The sequence below is a fragment of the Sphingobacterium gobiense genome (genome assembly GCF_002980575.1).
GTDB lineage: Bacteria > Bacteroidota > Bacteroidia > Sphingobacteriales > Sphingobacteriaceae > Sphingobacterium > Sphingobacterium gobiense.
Genome location: NZ_PVBS01000001.1, coordinates 137,699 through 155,751 on the forward strand (window position 1 = coordinate 137,699; position 18,053 = coordinate 155,751).

An 18,053-nucleotide genomic window follows, 5' to 3' on the forward strand; every position below is an offset into this window, starting at 1 on the left:
TATTGATTTATTTGTAGATATTGGCAATGTTTAACATGGTTCGTGTTAAATTTTTTTAAATTTTCCAATGTTTGAATTAAAAAATAGTAATGTGTTAAGCGCTGTTTCTCATTTTGATATAGAGGGGAATATCATTCATGTAGAACGTTTCGGATCGGGGCATATCAATGATACTTATCGTGTGAAAACTGATAGTAAAAGCTATCTATTTCAACGGATTAATACGCAAATTTTTGCTGATGTATTGGGATTGATGGAAAATACAAGAATCGTATTAGCACACCTAAAACAGAAATTGTCACACCTTGGAAAAGAAGAGGTGGAGAAATCAACCTTAACATTGATTCCAACTTATGAGGGGAAGTTGCACTATCAAGATGAAAACGACAGTTTTTGGCGAATGTTTATTTTGTTAGAGGGCACAAAAAGCTACGATATCGTTGAAACAGAGGTACAGGCATATTCAGGAGGACAGGCATTTGGCGAGTTCCAAAAGCAGCTGTCTGATCTGGAACCTGGTAAACTGGTGGAAATCTTACCGAATTTTCATAATATCGACTTCCGGATGAGCAATTTGCGTACAGCTATAAAAGATAACGCCGCCGGTCGTGTAAACGAAGTACAAGATATAATAGATTATATCATGGAGCGGGAGGAGCGGATGCGTATTGTTTTATTGATGGGACAGAAGGGAGATTTGCCATTGCGCATCACACACAACGATACAAAATTTAATAATGTCTTACTTGATGAACACGATCGTGTACAGTGTGTAATTGACTTGGATACAGTAATGCCCGGGTATGTAGCCTACGATTTCGGAGATGCTATTCGTACGATTATTAATTCGGCGGCAGAAGATGAACCTGATACCGAGAAAATAGTGTTGAATATTTCATTGTTTAGAGCCTATACGCAGGGCTATATGAGCAAAGCTTGCGATTTTTTGACTGAAAAAGAAATGACATCATTACTTCACGGTGTGTTCTTATTACCCTTCATGCAAGCTGTCCGTTTTCTCACAGATTATTTAAACGGGGACACTTACTATAAAGTACATTATTGTGCACATAATTTGGTTAGAACGAAAGCACAACTTAAATTAGTGCGAGAAATGGAATTGCATCAAAAAAAGATTGCTTCCATTTTGAAGGAAAGTGTCAATGTATAAATTAGAAAACGATGTCCAGTTTACAAATACCATACCGCGATATAGCGCTCGAAAACTTTACGTATTATGCGTTAAGCCAACAAATGGGAACATTGCCATGGCAACCTATAGCGTCCGTAAATTGGGAGGGATTTTCCTATAAGCCCAACGTGAATTTCCAGATGGCACACGATAGTCAAAGGATATTTATTCATTACAGTGTTCAGGAAGAATTTGTTAAGGCACAGTACGTCCACATAAACGAAGCGGTGTGGGAGGATAGCTGTGTGGAGTTCTTTGTTTCCTTTGACAAAAAAGTTAGCTATTACAATATCGAATTCAATGTATTGGGAACGGGGTTGATAGGCTCTGGTTCTCGAAGAAAAGAGGAAAGAGCACGCCTTGATCCAGCGATAACAACGAAAGTTAGAACTGCAACAACAGTCGTGAATGTCGACGGAAAAAAGAAATGGAATATTATCCTCGTGATTCCAACCGCAGTGTTTGTGAACGATAAAATAGGCAGCTTACGGGGTTTGACTGCGCATGCCAATTTTTACAAATGCGGCGATGGTTTGCCGACCCCTCATTTCCTTTCCTGGAGTAAAATAGAGCACCCTACACCAAATTTCCATTTACCAGATTTTTTTGGAGAAATTGTTTTTGAATAACGGCTGGCCCATTAAAAGCGATTTAGCATTCCTAAGATTCCCGTTAATCCACCAGAATGGAAAACTAATACCTTTGAACCGCTAGTTATTTGTTTTTGAGCAATTAAATCGTGTACTGCATAAAACAATTTTCCAGTATATGTGGGTTCTATCAAAATGGAGGTTTGGCGCGTAAATGTCTTTATAAATTCGATGAGTTCCGGCTTGGTCTTTGCATATCCACCGAAATGATAATCTAAATGCAGGCGTACATTTGCTGGATTTATTATGCCGAGCTTGGCAATCTCATCGAGGATAAAACTGCCTCCTTTAAGTACGGGAACACCGTGTAATGTGGTTTTCCACTGACGCGTAGTTATGCCCTTCGCCAAACCAGCTAAGGTTGTCCCAGTGCCACATGCACAGAACAAATGGTCGTAGGTGTCACAAATTTCGTTTGCTATTTCACTACATCCTTCAGCGGCTAGCGCGCCGTAACCTCCTTCGTCCATAAAGTAGGCCTCGCGAGAGTCTCTAAAGTAAATGTTAAATAGGGCTTTCTTATCTCTATACCGTTCTCTGTCAACAAAATGTAATTCCATGCCAAAAAGTTGACACAATTGTAGCACTGGATTGTCTAATCGATCTCCGCGTACAAATCCGTACGTACGGAATCCAAATCTAGCTCCTGCACATGCCGTGGCTAATAAATGGTTTGACCACGCTCCGCCAAAAGTCACTAATAGCGTTTTTCCGTCTGTTTTCGCTTGCTGTAACGGATATTTTAGTTTCCGCCACTTATTTCCAGAAATATAGGGATGTATGAGGTCATCTCGTTTGACAAATACGCGAACGCCACGCTCTTTATAAAGTGGAAGAGCAATCTCTTCTTCAGGGCTGTAAAAATCAAAATCCAACATATACTTTTGCCAAAGTTAGTAGATTTTGAAGGATTTCAATACTTTTGCGTAATGGCACTAGATTTGGATATTCACGAGCAGGACGAGCAAGAGCTTTTTGAACATTATCGGATTGAAGCCGATAAAGGACAAGCCTCACTGCGGCTCGATAAGTTCTTGATGAACAGGGTAGAAAACACTTCTAGAAGTCGCATCCAAAATGCCATAGATGCAGAGACGGTTTTTGTAAATGGAAAATTAGCAAAAGCGAGCTATAAAATAAAGCCATTGGATGTCGTCACTATGGTCTTACCGGATCCACCCCGCGATACAGAAGTATATCCAGAAAATATACCGCTTGATATTATTTATGAAGACGATGACCTGCTATTAGTAAATAAGGAGGCAGGCATGGTCGTCCATCCTGGTTATAACAATTACACAGGTACGCTTGTTAACGCCCTGACGTATCATCTAACTCAACTCCCCACTATGCCAGGCAATACCGGACGTCCGGGTTTGGTACACCGGATCGATAAAGACACTTCGGGGTTGCTAGTCATAGCAAAAAATGAATGGGCGATGACTTTTTTAGCAAAGCAGTTCTTTGACCATACAATAAATCGAAAATATCTGGCGTTAGTTTGGGGAGATATTACCGAAGACGGCACTGTGTCCGGTTATATCGGAAGGAACATTAAGGACCGCCGGATAATGGAATTGTATGACGATTCTGAAAAAGGCAAATGGTCGGTTACGCACTATACGGTATTAGAGCGCCTGGGATATGTTACGTTGATAGCATGCGCGTTAGAAACAGGGCGAACCCATCAAATCCGAGCGCATCTTAAATCTATAGGTCATCCGCTGTTTTCGGATGAATCATATGGAGGTGACAAAATTCTAAAAGGAACAGTATTCAATAAGTATAAGCAGTTTGTAAACAACTGTTTTGAGTTATTGCCTCGACAAGCATTGCACGCGGAATCGTTGGGTTTTATTCACCCCCGAACAAAAGAATATATGCATTTTGCGACACCTCTTCCGGCCGACTTTCAAGCGGTTTTGGAAAAATGGCGGTCTTATATCGCATCGACAGACCGATAGTTTAAAATAGGAAAAATTTATGTCTTTACAATATATCAATTTTGATGGGCAGCTTATTGCCGAAAATCAACAGATTGCAACCATAGATAACCGTGCTTTGCGCTATGGAGACGGACTATTTGAAACCATGTTATGGAAAGACGGGGATATACGGTTTTTAGATCTCCACGTAAAACGTTTACAACAGGGAATGCAAACGTTGCAATTAGATGAATATGCTAAGTTCGATGCTTTTTTTATTCGCTCCAAAACGGAAGAGCTTATCAGAAAAAACAACATGCTTGGCCAGCAAGTACGTGTGCGTTTTGTCGTTTATCGTGCAGGCGGAGGAACTTACGCACCGGAAACGAATAAACCGGTATACGTTGTACAGGTTTCTCGGATGCCACCTGTACTGCGCGATAAAAAATTAGGACTCATTGTCGATTTGTATACAGATTTTAAAAAGCCGTATAGTGATTTATCACATCTCAAATCAAATAGTGCATTGATTTATGTAATGGCGGGTCTGTACAAAAAGAAATTTGCCTATGATGAGGTATTTCTTCTGAATCAGGAAGGAAACCTATGTGAAGGATTAATATCCAATATCTTTATCTATTATGAGAAGACCCTTTATACGCCTGCTTTAACTGAGGGGTGTGTGGACGGTGTTATGAGAAAAGTTGTTATGGAAATGGCGGAGCATGAAGGTGTGCCCGTTGTTGAAGCGCAGATAAGTCCTGAAATTATGAAAGAAGCGGACGAAATTTTCTGTACGAACGCTGTTCAAGGCGTACAGTGGGTTATGGGCTACAAACAGAAGCGCTATTTTAACAAAATCTCTCGAATCCTTCAAGAGAAACTGCAAACTTGGGGAGAGGAAGCCGGTGAAAACTAAAGTTTAACGGTCTTATTGTCAAAAACTAAGGATAGATATGGAAAACGCATATGCGTTTTTTATGAAACATTTAAGTTTTTGTTTTAAAGAAGGGTTTCCTTATAAAAACTACGCTAGGCGTTTCTTACGCTGCACAAGTCGATACGTAATATATAGCAATATTAGCCAGATAGGTATCAACTCTACCGAAATCTTCAACCCGGTAAACCACATCATAACTAGTACACCCGATAAGAAAAAAAGGGATATATAATTGCTGATAGGGTATAGGAACGTGGGAAATGATGATGTTTCTAACCGCTCGGTTATTTTTCTTTTGAAAAAGATATGTGTTAACGATATCATAATCCAGTTGATGACAAGCGATGAAACCACTAAACTCATCAATACCTCCAATGCCCGTTCCGGCGCCAACTTATTGATGACAATACATATCGCGACTAATCCTGCGGTAACCAATATGGCATTAATAGGAGAATAGTTCTTGTTCAATTTCGTAAGAAACTTAGGAGCATTGCCCTGCTCGGCAAGACCGAAGAGCATACGCGAGTTACTGTATACACAACTATTATATACCGAAAGTGCCGCTGTAAGCACAATAACATTCAATGCGTTTGCAATGATATTTGTAAAATAATACATTGTGCCAAAAAGCTCAAACTGTAAACCTTTTAGACTTGCAAAAACCTCTACAAACGGACTTGTTTCGGGCGTGATATTACGCCATGGCATTAGCGAGAACAACACCAGCAATGAGCCGATATAAAAAATAAGGATACGCCATAACACTTGGTTCGTCGCTTTCGGAATGTTCTTTTCGGGGTTCTCAGCTTCTGCGGCGGTGATGCCGACCAATTCCAGTCCCCCAAAGGAAAACATAATCATGACCAGCGCAGCTAAAAGCCCCTGATAAGCACCACTTTCATTACTTGTTAGCCAACCTTTTGGAAAGAACCCTCCGTCGTTGATCAAGTTTTCTATTGTAGCTTGTTCTCCCCCTTTTCCACTTATCAGCAGGTAGCAACCAAAGAGAATCATGGCGATAATAGCCACTACTTTGATAATGGAAAACCAAAATTCCGTTTCACCGTATACCTTTACCGAAGCCAGGTTGAGTGCATTGATTACGATAAAGAAAAATAAGCTAGATACCCATAATGGGATTTCCGGCCACCAAAATTGTACATAATGGCCGATAGCTGTCAGTTCAGCCATACTGACTAATAGGTAAAGAACCCAATAATTCCAGCCCGAAGCATAGCCGGCAAACGATCCCCAATATTTATTGGCAAAATAGCTGAAACTGCCCGAAACGGGTTCATGTACTACCATCTCACCCAATTGCCGCATGATAAAAAATGCGATAACTCCCGCGATGGCATAACCGAGAATAACCGATGGGCCAGCTAGGACGGCGGCTTGTCCTACACCTAAAAATAAACCTGTACCAATGGCGCCGCCTAAGGCAATTAACTGGATATGTCTATTGCTTAGCCCGCGCTTAAGCTGCTTGTTGTCTTTCGGATTATTTGTTTTCAATATATTATTGTTCAAGTCTGTTGATTACGGTAAAAATAATAAAACCGCTGTATTATCAACGGTTTTATTATTTTTAATCTAGAACTACCCTTTGACCTATAGTATATTTATCTGTTTATCCTTAGGATGCTTAATTGAATAACCGAATTTTAGTTTTTGTGTACCTCCCGCTGGAATATGCAATTTCCATGTAACGATACCGGTTTCTTTATTTACTTCTCCGCCGCTGGATTCTTCGAGCGTAATATCCATGGACTTATCTGTCGATAGCGGATATTGTTCTTGCAGCGTTAGATTAACGGGTGATTTCTTATTGTTCTTAATGGTTATTTCAAAAATAGCCGTTTGCGTCCGGCTACTCCCTATCAATCTAGATGAAGAAAGATCATGGATTTTTTCCCGTTTAACGGAAATCATCTTGTCTCTTCCTAAGCTTAGTTTTAATGTGTCGGTAGCTTCGCTGGGATTGATGAATGTTTTCCCGACCAACATGTTTTCAAATATCACGTTTGCTTGTCCCGGAACTAGATTCAAGATTTCGTAATCTATCAGCTCCGCCAATAAAAATACCTCTTGGTTTATGCGCGGAGCAACGTAATATTGATAGCTGGCCGGATGCGTATAGTCTTTAAGATTTACGGCATGTTCTTTCCCATTAGAAGCAATAGTATACGGTATGTCAATATCAAAAGTGGTGTTTAACTGATTTTCAATTTGCTGTACGTAATCGTTCAATGCTTGGGGGATTACTGCGACTTCTTCTAATACGTTATTTTCTATTTTTGCTTGCTTCGCTACACCTCGTATTTGTACACCAGTTGTCCGCCCTTGAAGAGCGGCCGTTAAATTCTGTTGATAATACAAATGCCAAGGCAATAGGGTAGGTGCTACACTTCCTTGTGAGGGATTCGACGTAGAAAGTGTTAGATTAACGTGGTTCCAATCTACTCCAGTTTGTTGGGAAATGTTGGCTTTATATACAATTTGCAGCGGTGATGTCGTATTTGCGGCACGCAACTCATAAGAAGGATTCCAGTTTGCCTGCCGTGATAAATAAGAAATGTTAAACGGCTGGTTTCCTGTCTGGTTGTTTATAACCTGTACAATCAGCTGGCCTCCCGAGCCCGATGTTTGTCCTTTGACCTCATCAAATTGAACCTTCGCTTTATTTACAATATCTTGCTGCTCTGCGATCTTTTCTTCCAACGCGGTAACGTTGTTCTTTATTTCGAGATACTTCGGCTTGTAAAACTCCGTCATTTTCGCCAGTTCGGCGACAGTGGTGCTACTATTGTCACCAGAGATCTTTTGATTTTGTTCCAGAAGTTTAAGGGTACTTTCCTCGGTAGCCTTTTGATTCTGAAGTTTTTTTAATGCCGCTAAAGCACTTTTATACTCGTTTTCAATTTTGCTGTAAGCTGCTGTTTTTACGTCCGTATCAATGTAATTCATCGCGGGGCGCACGGAAAGGATAGTCACGTTGGTACCTGTACCAATCTGTATACTATTTTCATCGATATCGCGCGCCACGTGGGTGAATACTATTTCACTGCTACCCGAAGGAAGATTTATATTTGCTGTATGACTTAATTCTGCTGCATTCGTAAAGACGGTTACGTTTTTTAAGTCCGCTTTTTGTATAACGGCTTTCTGAGCAAAAGAGAAGTTTACTAAAACCAGTCCTGCGGAAAGTAATAAACTACTTTTTATCATAATATGAATATTTAATTTTTTTCACATCCGTCATTCCGCAACCACACCCCTTATTACAACCCGGTTGTTTGTTTTTAGAAGGCATAAATCGTTTTGCCATAAACACCAGTGCTAGGATGAATATAAGGATGATGATAGCATATTGAGTTACAGTTTCCATAATACTTTTTATTTAAGCAGTTGATAAGCGATAAAAGCAACAATATAAGCGATACCCGTCATCATGACCGTTTGTATCAGTGTCCATTTCCATGAGCCTGTTTCCCGTTTCATGATTGCAATGGTACTCATGCATTGCATGGCGAAAGCATAAAACAAGAGAAGAGAAATCCCTGACGCTAAGTTGTACGAAGGTTCTCCTGTGTTTCGGTTTATTTCCGACCGCATTCGACCCAATAAGGTCTCCCGTTCTTCGTCATCATCAGGGTCGATATCCTCACCAAGACTGTATACGGTGGCCATCGTTCCTACAAATACTTCCCTTGCGGCGAAAGAGGAAATAAGTCCAATACCCATTTTCCAATCATAACCCAAAGGTTTAACAAAAGGTTCGATGCCCATGCCCATATAGCCAAGAAAGGAATGTTCCAATCTGAAAGACGCCACCTCCTCGTCTAACTCTCCTTTGCTTATTGTCGGATTGGCTTGCTGTACGTATTGTTCAGCATTACTAAATTTATCGTTCGGACCAAAATTACCAAGTACCCACAGGATAACAGCCATCGCCAAGATTATTTTACCCGCCTGGAATAAAAAACCTGATGTCTTCTCCCACATATTTGTACCTACATTTCTCCAATCCGGTGATTTGTAAGAGGGCAGTTCAAAGATAAGGAAAGACTTATGTTGGTTTTTGATGATCTTATTTAAGACGGCCGCTGATAATAATGCCGCTACTACGCCAAGTAAATAGAGTATATTTAATACAAGTCCTTGTAACCCAAAGCCCAAAAATGTTTCATTCGGAATAACCAAAGATATTAAAACAACATAAATTGGAAGGCGAGCGGCGCAGGTCATAAATGGGGTAACCAACATCGTTACCAAACGTTCTTTAGTGTTCTCAATGTTACGTGCAGCCATAATCGCCGGAACAGCGCAGCCAACACCGGACATGAGCGGAATAACCGATTTTCCGTTTAATCCATAAGGACGAAGCCACCTATCCATTAGAAAGACAACACGACTCATATACCCCGTTTCCTCCATTAGAGAGATAAGCAGAAATAAAATGGCTATTTGAGGGACAAAGATAATTATTCCTCCGATGCCCGCTAACACACCTTGGGTAAATAGATCCGCTAATGGACCTTCTGGTAATATACCAGCGGTATAGTCTATAAGGGCAGAGAAATTCTCGTCGATCCAATCCATGATAGGCTCAGATAAAATAAATACCAATTGAAACACGAGAAATAAAAGAAAGAAGAAAATAATATAACCCCAGACAGGATGGAGTAGAACTTTGTCAATTTTATTCGTCTTATGGAGATGATGGTTATCCTTTTGGAGAATGACCGTTTTTAAATCCTCTTCAATCTTTGTGTTACGTTTGATAGCCTCGGTCTGTTGGAGCACGTTGGGAGAGAGCTGGTATCTTTCCCGGATATCTGTTAAAGTTTTTTGCTGATCTTTAGTCAAAAAAGAGATGTTTTCCTGTGCTATAAATTGCCAGGTTTGATATTCTGTATGTAATGGAAAAGCCTTTTTTGCTTCTTGTAATGCGGTATTATACGCTTCTTCTATCACAAACTGACTTGGGAAATAACTAGGACGCTCGTCAAACGCATGGATAAGCTGTGTTATTCCCTTTCCATTTCGCGCATCAGTGGTATAGACTTTTGTATGAAGGTAAGCTTCTAGTTTTTGGTAATCGACATCAATCCCTTTAGCATTTATTTCATCAATCATGTTGACCACGAAGATAGCTGGAACACCCAGTTCGCGAGCCTGCTGATATAATACTATCGATCGTTTGATATTGTTTGGCTCGGCAACAACAACAACCAAGTCGGGGTGTGCTGGGTTATTCCTATCTGCCAAAACGTTGTACACAATTTCTTCGTCCATTGATGTTGGGAACAGTGTATAAGTACCCGGTAAATCAATGACGCGGTATGTTTTTCCATTAGCCTTTACCGAGCCTTCTCTTTTTTCGACTGTGATGCCCGGATAGTTTCCTACGTGTTGGTGCAGTTTAGTAATACGGTTGAATAAGGAAGTTTTCCCCACATTAGGGTTGCCTAAGAAAGCTATTATTGGATTCTTCATATTATTTTTCGACGAAAATGTGTACGGCTTCGGATTTACGGATTGCAATTAACATATTGGAACTAAGGATATGAAGACCAATAGGTCCATGAAATGGTCCTTTATGCCTAACTTCTATAACGGTCCCCGGAAGGAGTCCCATTTCGTAAAACTTAGATGGCAATTCAGACGAATCTAGCTGTCGGATGGTAGCCTGTTCTCCTACTTCCAATAAATCAAGGCTGAAACTTTTCTGCATTTTATCGCGTTAAAAGATTATTTAATTATGTTTTATTCAAAACATTTGTCACGACTCCAAAGATAGTTAATTCAGATTGATTCTAAAGAAGATATTTTGTTTTGTCCTACTAGAGGGAATTAGATATAGTAGATCATGGTGTCTTTCGATATTTTTTCTTTCTCTATCAATTGGTATGATAGTTGGAGTCTCAGTTACGGTCGGATTCATTAAGATAAAGAAACAAAAGAAGCTGTTGAAATAGCTAGGGCTACAAAAAAGCGTCTTTTGATTGCTAGAATTAAAGATGGTGAAAACGGATTCTCGGTCGACAACGTTGAAGAGACTATTTTAAAGTAGCTGAAATAGAATCGATTTCCCGGTACAGATGCCGGGAAATCGTTGAACAACATTTTACGAAAGAACAGATGGCGAAGAAGAATATACAGGTCTATAAAATGATTTTGGCCAACCGTTAATGGTTATGGCCCTCGCCTCCATGGTCATGATGATGTTCGTGATCGTGGTGATGATTATGGTCCGGTCCGTGGTGATGATGATCATGGCCGTCAAATAGAAAATTAGCTAACGACACTAGCACACCTAGTATGACAGCAACCATTTTCTTCCGGTTGAATTTATGGTGATCCGCTGAACCTGATTCGAATAAAATCGTCGTGGAAATGTGAAGGAATATACCGATGACAATCGCCATAATTTTATCGAAGTACTGTGTGATATTTCCGATTTCGCCCTCACTTATTCCTTTGCTCGTTAGAAAGCCCAAGGGTGTCATTATCGCAAATAGGAGGAGAAAAGTCGTAATTTTGGTTTTTGAAAGCCGTGTATTAAGTAACAAACTTCCCAAAGCGAAAGCAGCAGGTACGTGGTGTATCGCGATGCCGAACACCAACTCTGCCTGATGGCCGGCAGCTAGCGGCATTCCTTCTAGAAAAGCATGTAAACACAAACTTATCATGATGCCCAAAGGGAACGCGTTGTGGGCACTATGGTGGATGTGCCCGTGTTCAATTCCTTGCGAGAATTGTTCTAATACCAATTGGAATAAAAAACCACCTAATATATACAGACCAATTATTTCCGGACTTGTGTTTTGACTGATGTAAACATGTGGTATCAAATGCAATACAGTAATACTAAATAAATAAGCACCACTAAACGAGAGAATAAGTTTAAGCAAGCTTGTATTGTCCCGTTTGACAAAGAATACGGACAACCCGCTTATAAAAGCGGAAATAAATAAAATGCTGATGATTAATGATGAACTCATGTTGTTATTGTTTCTGTAGTATGGTTTATTTTGAAGAAGTCTGGGAAAAATCGCTTGAAAAGGGAGCCAATTCCAATCCCTATTAAGATGCCTAGAACAGCTCCGCAAAGAATGTCGAAAGGATAATGAACTCCTACATATATTTGGGAAAAACTTATTAATGCTGCCCAAGTTACGCATAACCATAGCGTATGCTTCCAACGCCTACGGAATAGAACTACCCAAAAGAAAGCCATGGCAAAATGGTTTGTGGCGTGAGAAGAAGTAAAACTGAACCCGGAACCACAACGTACACGTACATTAGCTTCTTCTTTAAACACCAAATCATTACAAGGACGCACACGCTTTATATTTTTTTTGATAACATGAGACGAAAGTGCATCTGAAATACCGAAATTGACGAGCGTAAAAACCACAATAAGTAAGCCCATCTTACCATAATGCTTGATAAAGAAGATAATCAGAAATAGATACAAAGGCGCCCATGTATATGGATTCCGCAGAATAGGTAGCAACCAATCAAAAAAAGGATTACTTAATCCTTGATTAATGGCCAAGAACATCTCTTGGTCAAAATGAATGAGTTGATTTAACATAGATTTTGTACTTGTTTAAATTACCCTTCAAAAGTAAAGAATAATTAGCAACATTGTCATCTTTTAATAAAATGATACAATGTTGCAACAAAAGTATGCTTTCGTTTTTAATTTTGAAAGTTTTATATGATATTTTACGATATAACGCTATTTTTACGATTGTCTAAAGCGTAGGCTTATGATTACAGTTTTTAGGTTTAAAATATGACACTTATAAAATCAATATCAGGTATTAGAGGTACTATTGGAGGTAAGCCAGGAGAGGCGCTTACGCCGATTGACATTGTTAAATTTACAGCAGCATTTGGTAAAATTCTACTGCAAAAGACAGGTAATAAAAAAATTGTTGTGGGACGCGATGCACGCTTGTCGGGAGAGATGGTGAGTAATTTGGTCGTTGGAACTTTGCAAGGAATAGGTGCTGATGTGGTCAACTTAGGATTATCGACCACACCTACGGTAGAAATTGCTGTGCCGATGGAACAAGCTGCCGGTGGTATTATCTTAACAGCATCCCACAATCCTGGACAATGGAATGCCCTGAAGCTGCTGAATAGCAAAGGTGAATTTATCAATGATCAAGAAGGAAAAGAGGTCTTGGCATTGGGAGAGAGCCTAGATTTTGATTTTGCCGAAGTAGGGGATTTAGGCAAGGAAACAAGAGATGACAGCTATTTACAAAAGCATATCGACGCCGTTTTAGCACTTCCTCTAGTGGATAAAGAAGCTATCCGGCAAGCAGGTTTTAAGATAGCGGTAGATGCGGTGAATAGTACGGGAGGTATCTTTATTCCTGCTTTGCTAGAAGCGTTGGGTGTGGACACGGTCTATAAGATACATTGTGAACCTAATGGAGAGTTCCCGCACAATCCGGAACCTTTAAAAGAGCATTTAACAGATCTTTCTCAAGCCGTATTGAGCAATAAAGCAGATTTGGGGATTGCGGTAGACCCTGATGTGGATCGTTTGGTGTTTATGATGGAGGATGGAGAGTTATTTGGTGAGGAATATACATTGGTAGCCGTTTCGGATTATATTCTCGGACATACCAAAGGTAATACCGTTTCCAACCTTTCTTCTACACGTGCTTTGCGTGATGTGACGATCAAACACGGAAGTGAATATTTTGCGGCGGCGGTAGGAGAGGTAAACGTGGTAACCAAAATGAAAGAGGTAAACGCTGTCATTGGTGGCGAAGGCAATGGGGGAGTAATTTATCCAGATTCACATTATGGTCGTGATGCTTTGGTAGGCGTAGCTCTCTTTTTAAGCCATCTAGCTAATTTGCAGAAAACGGCGTCTACGTACCGCGCAGAGTTGCCACAATATTTTATGTCAAAGAATAAGATTACATTAACGCCGGATTTAGATATTGATGCCTTGTTGCAAAAAATGGAGGAAAAGTACAGAAATGAACAATATACAACGATAGATGGTTTGAAGATAGATTTTGAAAACGAATGGGTACATCTTCGGAAATCGAATACAGAACCTATTATCCGTATTTATTCGGAAGGGCCAACACGAGAAGACGCAGATGCTATCGCGCGAAAGATTATCCGTGAAATAGAAGAGATTATCAAATAAAAGAAAAAGGAGATAACGATGTGTTATCTCCTTTTTTCTTTTTAAGAATCTTATCTATTATTCAGCTACCACTTCAAAAGGAATCTGAACTTTAACTTCTTTGTGTAAGTTTAAGTTAGCAATGTATTCACCAACTGTTTTAGGCTCAGTTTCGAAAGTGATGCGACGACGATCAACGTCATATCCTTGTGTTTTCAGAGCTTCCGCAATTTGAATGCTATTTACTTTACCAAAGATTTTTCCGCTTTCACCAGCTTTAGCGCCAATAGTAAGTTTGATACTTTCCAATTTACCCGCTAATTCCGTTGCGTCTTTCTTGATTTTTTCTTGTTTGAACTGAGCCTGTTTGATGTTCTCAGCCAATACTTTCTTGGCGGACGGAGTCGCTAAGGTAGCAAACCCTTGAGGGATTAAGTAGTTGCGACCGTAACCCGGTTTTACGTTTACGATATCGTCTTTCTCGCCAAGTTGTTTAATATCTTGTTTTAATATAACTTCCATGTCGTTTCCCCCTTATTTTAATGAATCTGCTACGTAAGGCAATAGTCCGATAATACGCGCACGTTTAACGGCTTGAGCTACTTTACGTTGGAATTTCAATGATGTACCCGTTAGACGACGAGGTAAAATTTTACCCTGATCGTTTACAAATTTCAATAAGAAGTTTGCATCTTTATAGTCGATATACTTAATACCATTCTTTTTGAAACGGCAGTATTTTTTACGGTTGTCCTCTACTTTAGGAGCAGTTACGTATTGGATGTTTTCGTTTGCCATTATTTTGCTACCTCCTCCGTTTTAGTTTCAGCTTTTTTGTTGAATGCACCGCTACGTTTTTTCTCGTTGTAAGCTATTGCATGTTTGTCTAAAGCAATAGTTAAGAAACGCATCACGCGCTCATCACGCTTGTATTCAAGCTCTAGTTTTTGAATTAATTCACCCGGAGCCTTGAATTCAGTTAGGTGATAGAATCCAGTAGTTTTCTTCTGGATTGGATACGCTAATTTTTTCAAACCCCAATTGTCTTCAGCGACAATTTCGGCTCCGCCTTCAGTAAGGATGTTTTTGAATTTAGCGATTACTTCTTTCGCAATATCCTCTGAAAGCAACGGGGTAAGAATAATGACAGATTCGTACTGTTGCATTGTGTTTTAATAAATTTGTTTTAATTAATTTAATACTCGTACTTTTACGAGTGTGCAAAGATAATGATAAAATTTGGTTTTTACTTTTTTTCCTCAAAAAAAGTAAATAAATCGTTGTTAATTCGACTGTTTTAAATACATATCTAAAGCCTTCTGACTGCGTTTGAAAGCTTTTCGCTGTTTGTAATCCACCCACTTTTGCTTGAAGAGTTTGCGCATAAGTTTGTCTGTACACCGTATGAAGAATACCTCTTTTAACATGTTACAAAGCCTCTTTGGCGAACTAGGAAAGGAGCGGAGCGTAACAGAAAACCCGGCTTCCAGATAGCGATTGAAGTGCCAATAACCACTCGGCATAAAGAGTGCATCGCCATGATCCATAAAAATCTCGTGCCCTTTTGCATGACGTAATGCCGGAAACCGTTCGTAGTCCGGTTGCTCATAATCCACGTTATAAATAGTATGGACAGAAAACGGAACTTTATATAGAAAAGGGGCTTCTTCCGGAGGAAACAATAAAACTCTTTTTTTGCCCTCAAACTGAAAATGTAGTAAATCGCCGAGATCAACATCATAGTGCATAAGTACACGCGCCTCACTACCGCCGAAAAATAGTGTCGGTATACGTTTAAAATATTTAAAGCCTAAATCCGGGTAAGAAAAATTCTTGAGCAACTCAGGCAACTTATCCGTAATGATATAAAAGAAAATTCGCAGATCGGAAGGTTGCGTCTGGATGAGACGGATGTAATCACGCATTTTCATGCGGGTAATAGGTTCATCTGTTGCTTTGTTAGGATCAGCAGGCTTGTTGTCATATAGTCCGACAATTTGTTCGTTAGCTTGCTCGTATATATAATCTAAATTCCACTTGTTGTATGCATCCCACTTCTTAGCAAAACCCTTAATAAGAACGGGTTTTTGAGGCTTGAAATACTTATCCAGAAACACTTCTTTACTTATATCGTCCACTGTATCAATCTCCGATAGAATCATAGCGCTTTTTTAATGGTTAAATCTAAATAAAATGCATTGTATTCACGAATGTCTAATATAAAAAATATGTCGAGTAATGTTTTCATATGCCATATAATCGCGTCTGTTTATAAAACAATTTTTTTCTATGCTATCAAGGACAGTTTTTTAGAGGCGTTAGAAAAAAATGTCAAAATTTCATCATACATCCTGCCTACAGAAACTAAGTTAAGAAGAAAAGCGTTACTATTATAAACTAATGCTACAGCATCTATTATGACATCAATAAAAAACGAACTAGTAGGAACTTGGAAACTTTTATCCTATATTGAAGTCCCCATAGAAGGTGACGATTCTCTTTTCCCGATGGGAAAGAACCCGTATGGAATATTAATGTACTCACCTGATGGTTATATGGCAGTGCAGATCTCCAAAGAAGGACGAATGCTCTATAAAAGCAATGACAAAATGATGGCTACACAAGAAGAAATGGCTTCTTCCTTGCAAGGATATATAGCTTTTTCTGGAAAGTACAAAGTAGATAATAACAATGCTGTTGTTACTTATTCCATTGAAAGCTCATTATTTCCAAATTGGAAAAACCAGCTGCAACGTCGGAAGATAGACTTTGAAGGCGATGTACTCTATCTTAGATCTACTGAGCCTATCCTTTCCAATGGCGTATACGTCAATTCTTATATGACTTGGCAACGTATGGACCGTTCCGTTGACAACTTTGATGAGGAGCATTTATTGAGAGAAATTAGCCTAAAGAATTAGGCAAAAAAAGAGCGCTTCAGCGCTCTTTTTTTATTTTTGCTCTTTTTTTATTTTTTCGAATTTCTATTGTTGTAAAGCTTCAATTTTAGCTTGTGTTTCAGCTGATTTCTCTTCGTTTTGTTGGAAGTCATAATAGCCCTTTAAGCTTTTTAATGCATCAACATCCTTTGGGTCCAACTCCACAACCTTTTCTAAGTACGGCAGAGCAACTTTAATCTGCTCTTTAAGCTCTTCTACTTTTGTACTGTAATCATTGTTGGATAACGTTTTATCGTCATTAAGTGCATTCAATTGATTCCTTACACTATTGATGATAGTTGCTGAAGCATTTTTATTGGCTTCTACGTAATTGGGATCTATTTCCACAGCCTTTTTATATGCTTCGATGGCTTTATCGTTATTTTCAGACGCTGAATACGCAATACCTAAATAGTAGTATAGCGCCTTGTTGTCCGTGTCCTTTGCTATCTGATTTTCAATATCGCTGATTATTTTTCCCTCATTACCTGTCATAAGGTTCAACTCGATATTCTGTACAGAAGCGTCATTGTCCTCTGGGTATTCAGCCGCTGCTTTAGCAGCGTACTCCAATGCGTTAGTGGTATCTTTAGTTGATAGATATAGTTTAGGCAAGTCTATCATCACCGCCTTGTGTTGAGAAAATTCTTTTTGCGGAATCAGTTCCTCATATCTTTTAATAGCATTCGGATAGTCCTGATTTTGGATAGCGGCCAAACCCGAGTAGTAAAGTAATGTCGTATCTCCTGGAAGATAATGCAACGCTCGATTAAAAGTTGTATAGGCCGTTTCGTAGTCTTGGTTATTAAAAGCATCAGCGCCCTGTCCAAAATTAAACTGACCTAAAAGTTGGCCGGCTACAGTAATGTTTTCTTTGTGTTTTCCATCGCTGTCCAACGCTGTTGCTTTTTGGATGCCTTCTTCAGCTGCTTGCTCTGCCTCAGCGGATTTTTCTAAGGTCGCCAAATTTGCATTCACTAAAGCATAAATAGTCCAAGTTTCGGGATTATCTTTTGTTTTGTCATGCGTGATAGCTGCGTCGATAGCCTCTTTAGCGTCTTCCAAATCTTTTTTACCAAGTTGGGCTAGTTGCTCCGCAGGCAAATTGTTCCCTTGTAACTCTTGAAATTTCTGCAACCCTGCTTTGGCTTTCCGCAAGTTGCTACTTTGAGCGAAAGCAGTAGTACCTGCTACCACCAATAAAGAAAATAATATTGCTTTTTTTATATTCATAT

General features: G+C 39.4%; 18 protein-coding genes. 6 read left to right on the forward strand and 12 right to left on the reverse strand.

Annotated elements, in window-relative coordinates; translation table 11 throughout:
* Positions 1-67: 67 nt before the first annotated feature.
* Entirely contained in the window at positions 68-1,171 is a 1,104-nt protein-coding gene (locus C5749_RS00585) for a phosphotransferase enzyme family protein (RefSeq protein WP_105722049.1), read from the forward strand.
* Between the two features lie 11 nt (positions 1,172-1,182).
* Complete coding sequence (locus C5749_RS00590; protein ID WP_105722051.1) at positions 1,183-1,821, forward strand: carbohydrate-binding family 9-like protein; 639 nt, start codon at positions 1,183-1,185, stop codon at positions 1,819-1,821.
* An 11-nt stretch (positions 1,822-1,832) separates the two neighbouring features.
* Here C5749_RS00590 and C5749_RS00595 read toward each other — a convergent pair whose 3' ends face one another.
* Complete coding sequence (locus C5749_RS00595; RefSeq protein ID WP_105722053.1) at positions 1,833-2,720, reverse strand: 1-aminocyclopropane-1-carboxylate deaminase/D-cysteine desulfhydrase; 888 nt, start codon at positions 2,718-2,720, stop codon at positions 1,833-1,835.
* Between the two features lie 51 nt (positions 2,721-2,771).
* On the opposite strand from C5749_RS00595, the gene C5749_RS00600 reads away from it, so the two are divergent.
* Positions 2,772-3,806 (forward strand): RluA family pseudouridine synthase, encoded by a 1,035-nt coding sequence (locus C5749_RS00600; RefSeq protein ID WP_105722055.1) that lies wholly within the window; start codon positions 2,772-2,774, stop codon positions 3,804-3,806.
* Between the two features lie 19 nt (positions 3,807-3,825).
* Positions 3,826-4,686 (forward strand): aminotransferase class IV, encoded by an 861-nt coding sequence (locus C5749_RS00605; RefSeq protein WP_105722057.1) that lies wholly within the window; start codon positions 3,826-3,828, stop codon positions 4,684-4,686.
* 108 nt (positions 4,687-4,794) lie between these two features.
* Here C5749_RS00605 and C5749_RS00610 read toward each other — a convergent pair whose 3' ends face one another.
* The 6 genes from C5749_RS00610 to C5749_RS00640 form a co-directional block, all read right to left on the reverse strand.
* Positions 4,795-6,225, reverse strand: coding sequence for an amino acid permease (locus tag C5749_RS00610; RefSeq protein ID WP_105725069.1), 1,431 nt, complete (start codon positions 6,223-6,225; stop codon positions 4,795-4,797).
* A 96-nt stretch (positions 6,226-6,321) separates the two neighbouring features.
* Positions 6,322-7,938: a DUF4139 domain-containing protein gene (locus C5749_RS00615; RefSeq protein WP_245893577.1), complete on the reverse strand. Its 1,617-nt coding sequence runs from the start codon at positions 7,936-7,938 to the stop codon at positions 6,322-6,324.
* Between the two features lie 168 nt (positions 7,939-8,106).
* Complete coding sequence (gene feoB, locus C5749_RS00625; RefSeq protein ID WP_105722063.1) at positions 8,107-10,209, reverse strand: ferrous iron transport protein B; 2,103 nt, start codon at positions 10,207-10,209, stop codon at positions 8,107-8,109.
* A 1-nt stretch (position 10,210) separates the two neighbouring features.
* Positions 10,211-10,447, reverse strand: a complete 237-nt coding sequence (locus C5749_RS00630) for a FeoA family protein (protein ID WP_105722065.1) — start codon at positions 10,445-10,447, stop codon at positions 10,211-10,213.
* A gap of 454 nt (positions 10,448-10,901) precedes the next feature.
* The gene (locus tag C5749_RS00635; protein WP_105722067.1) at positions 10,902-11,717 is read right to left on the reverse strand and encodes a ZIP family metal transporter; all 816 of its coding nucleotides are present in this window, start codon (positions 11,715-11,717) and stop codon (positions 10,902-10,904) included.
* On the reverse strand, positions 11,714-12,313 hold the full coding sequence (locus C5749_RS00640; RefSeq protein ID WP_105722069.1) for a phosphatase PAP2 family protein: 600 nt from the start codon (positions 12,311-12,313) through the stop codon (positions 11,714-11,716). Before C5749_RS00640 ends, C5749_RS00635 begins: the two co-directional genes overlap by 4 nt.
* Before the next feature lie 204 nt (positions 12,314-12,517).
* Here C5749_RS00640 and glmM point away from each other — a divergent pair, with 204 nt between their 5' ends.
* Positions 12,518-13,900 carry a phosphoglucosamine mutase gene (gene glmM, locus C5749_RS00645; RefSeq protein ID WP_105722071.1) on the forward strand — a complete coding sequence of 461 codons (1,383 nt, stop codon included), beginning with the start codon at positions 12,518-12,520 and terminating at the stop codon, positions 13,898-13,900.
* Positions 13,901-13,957: 57 nt separating this feature from the next.
* Here glmM and rplI read toward each other — a convergent pair whose 3' ends face one another.
* The 4 genes from rplI to C5749_RS00665 all read right to left on the reverse strand — a co-directional run bounded on the left by rplI (position 13,958) and on the right by C5749_RS00665 (position 16,041).
* Positions 13,958-14,401 (reverse strand): 50S ribosomal protein L9, encoded by a 444-nt coding sequence (rplI, locus tag C5749_RS00650; protein ID WP_105722073.1) that lies wholly within the window; start codon positions 14,399-14,401, stop codon positions 13,958-13,960.
* A 12-nt stretch (positions 14,402-14,413) separates the two neighbouring features.
* Positions 14,414-14,677 carry a 30S ribosomal protein S18 gene (gene rpsR, locus C5749_RS00655; RefSeq protein ID WP_105716646.1) on the reverse strand — a complete coding sequence of 88 codons (264 nt, stop codon included), beginning with the start codon at positions 14,675-14,677 and terminating at the stop codon, positions 14,414-14,416.
* Positions 14,677-15,045, reverse strand: a complete 369-nt coding sequence (gene rpsF, locus C5749_RS00660; RefSeq protein WP_105716647.1) for a 30S ribosomal protein S6 — start codon at positions 15,043-15,045, stop codon at positions 14,677-14,679. Before rpsF ends, rpsR begins: the two co-directional genes overlap by 1 nt.
* Before the next feature lie 117 nt (positions 15,046-15,162).
* Positions 15,163-16,041, reverse strand: coding sequence for a cupin-like domain-containing protein (locus tag C5749_RS00665; RefSeq protein ID WP_105722075.1), 879 nt, complete (start codon positions 16,039-16,041; stop codon positions 15,163-15,165).
* A gap of 255 nt (positions 16,042-16,296) precedes the next feature.
* Between C5749_RS00665 and C5749_RS00670 the strand changes: the two genes are divergently transcribed.
* Positions 16,297-16,800: a lipocalin-like domain-containing protein gene (locus C5749_RS00670; RefSeq protein ID WP_105722077.1), complete on the forward strand. Its 504-nt coding sequence runs from the start codon at positions 16,297-16,299 to the stop codon at positions 16,798-16,800.
* A gap of 63 nt (positions 16,801-16,863) precedes the next feature.
* On the opposite strand, the gene C5749_RS00675 is transcribed toward C5749_RS00670, so the two are convergent.
* On the reverse strand, positions 16,864-18,051 hold the full coding sequence (locus C5749_RS00675) for a tetratricopeptide repeat protein (protein ID WP_105722079.1): 1,188 nt from the start codon (positions 18,049-18,051) through the stop codon (positions 16,864-16,866).
* Positions 18,052-18,053: the final 2 nt, after the last annotated feature.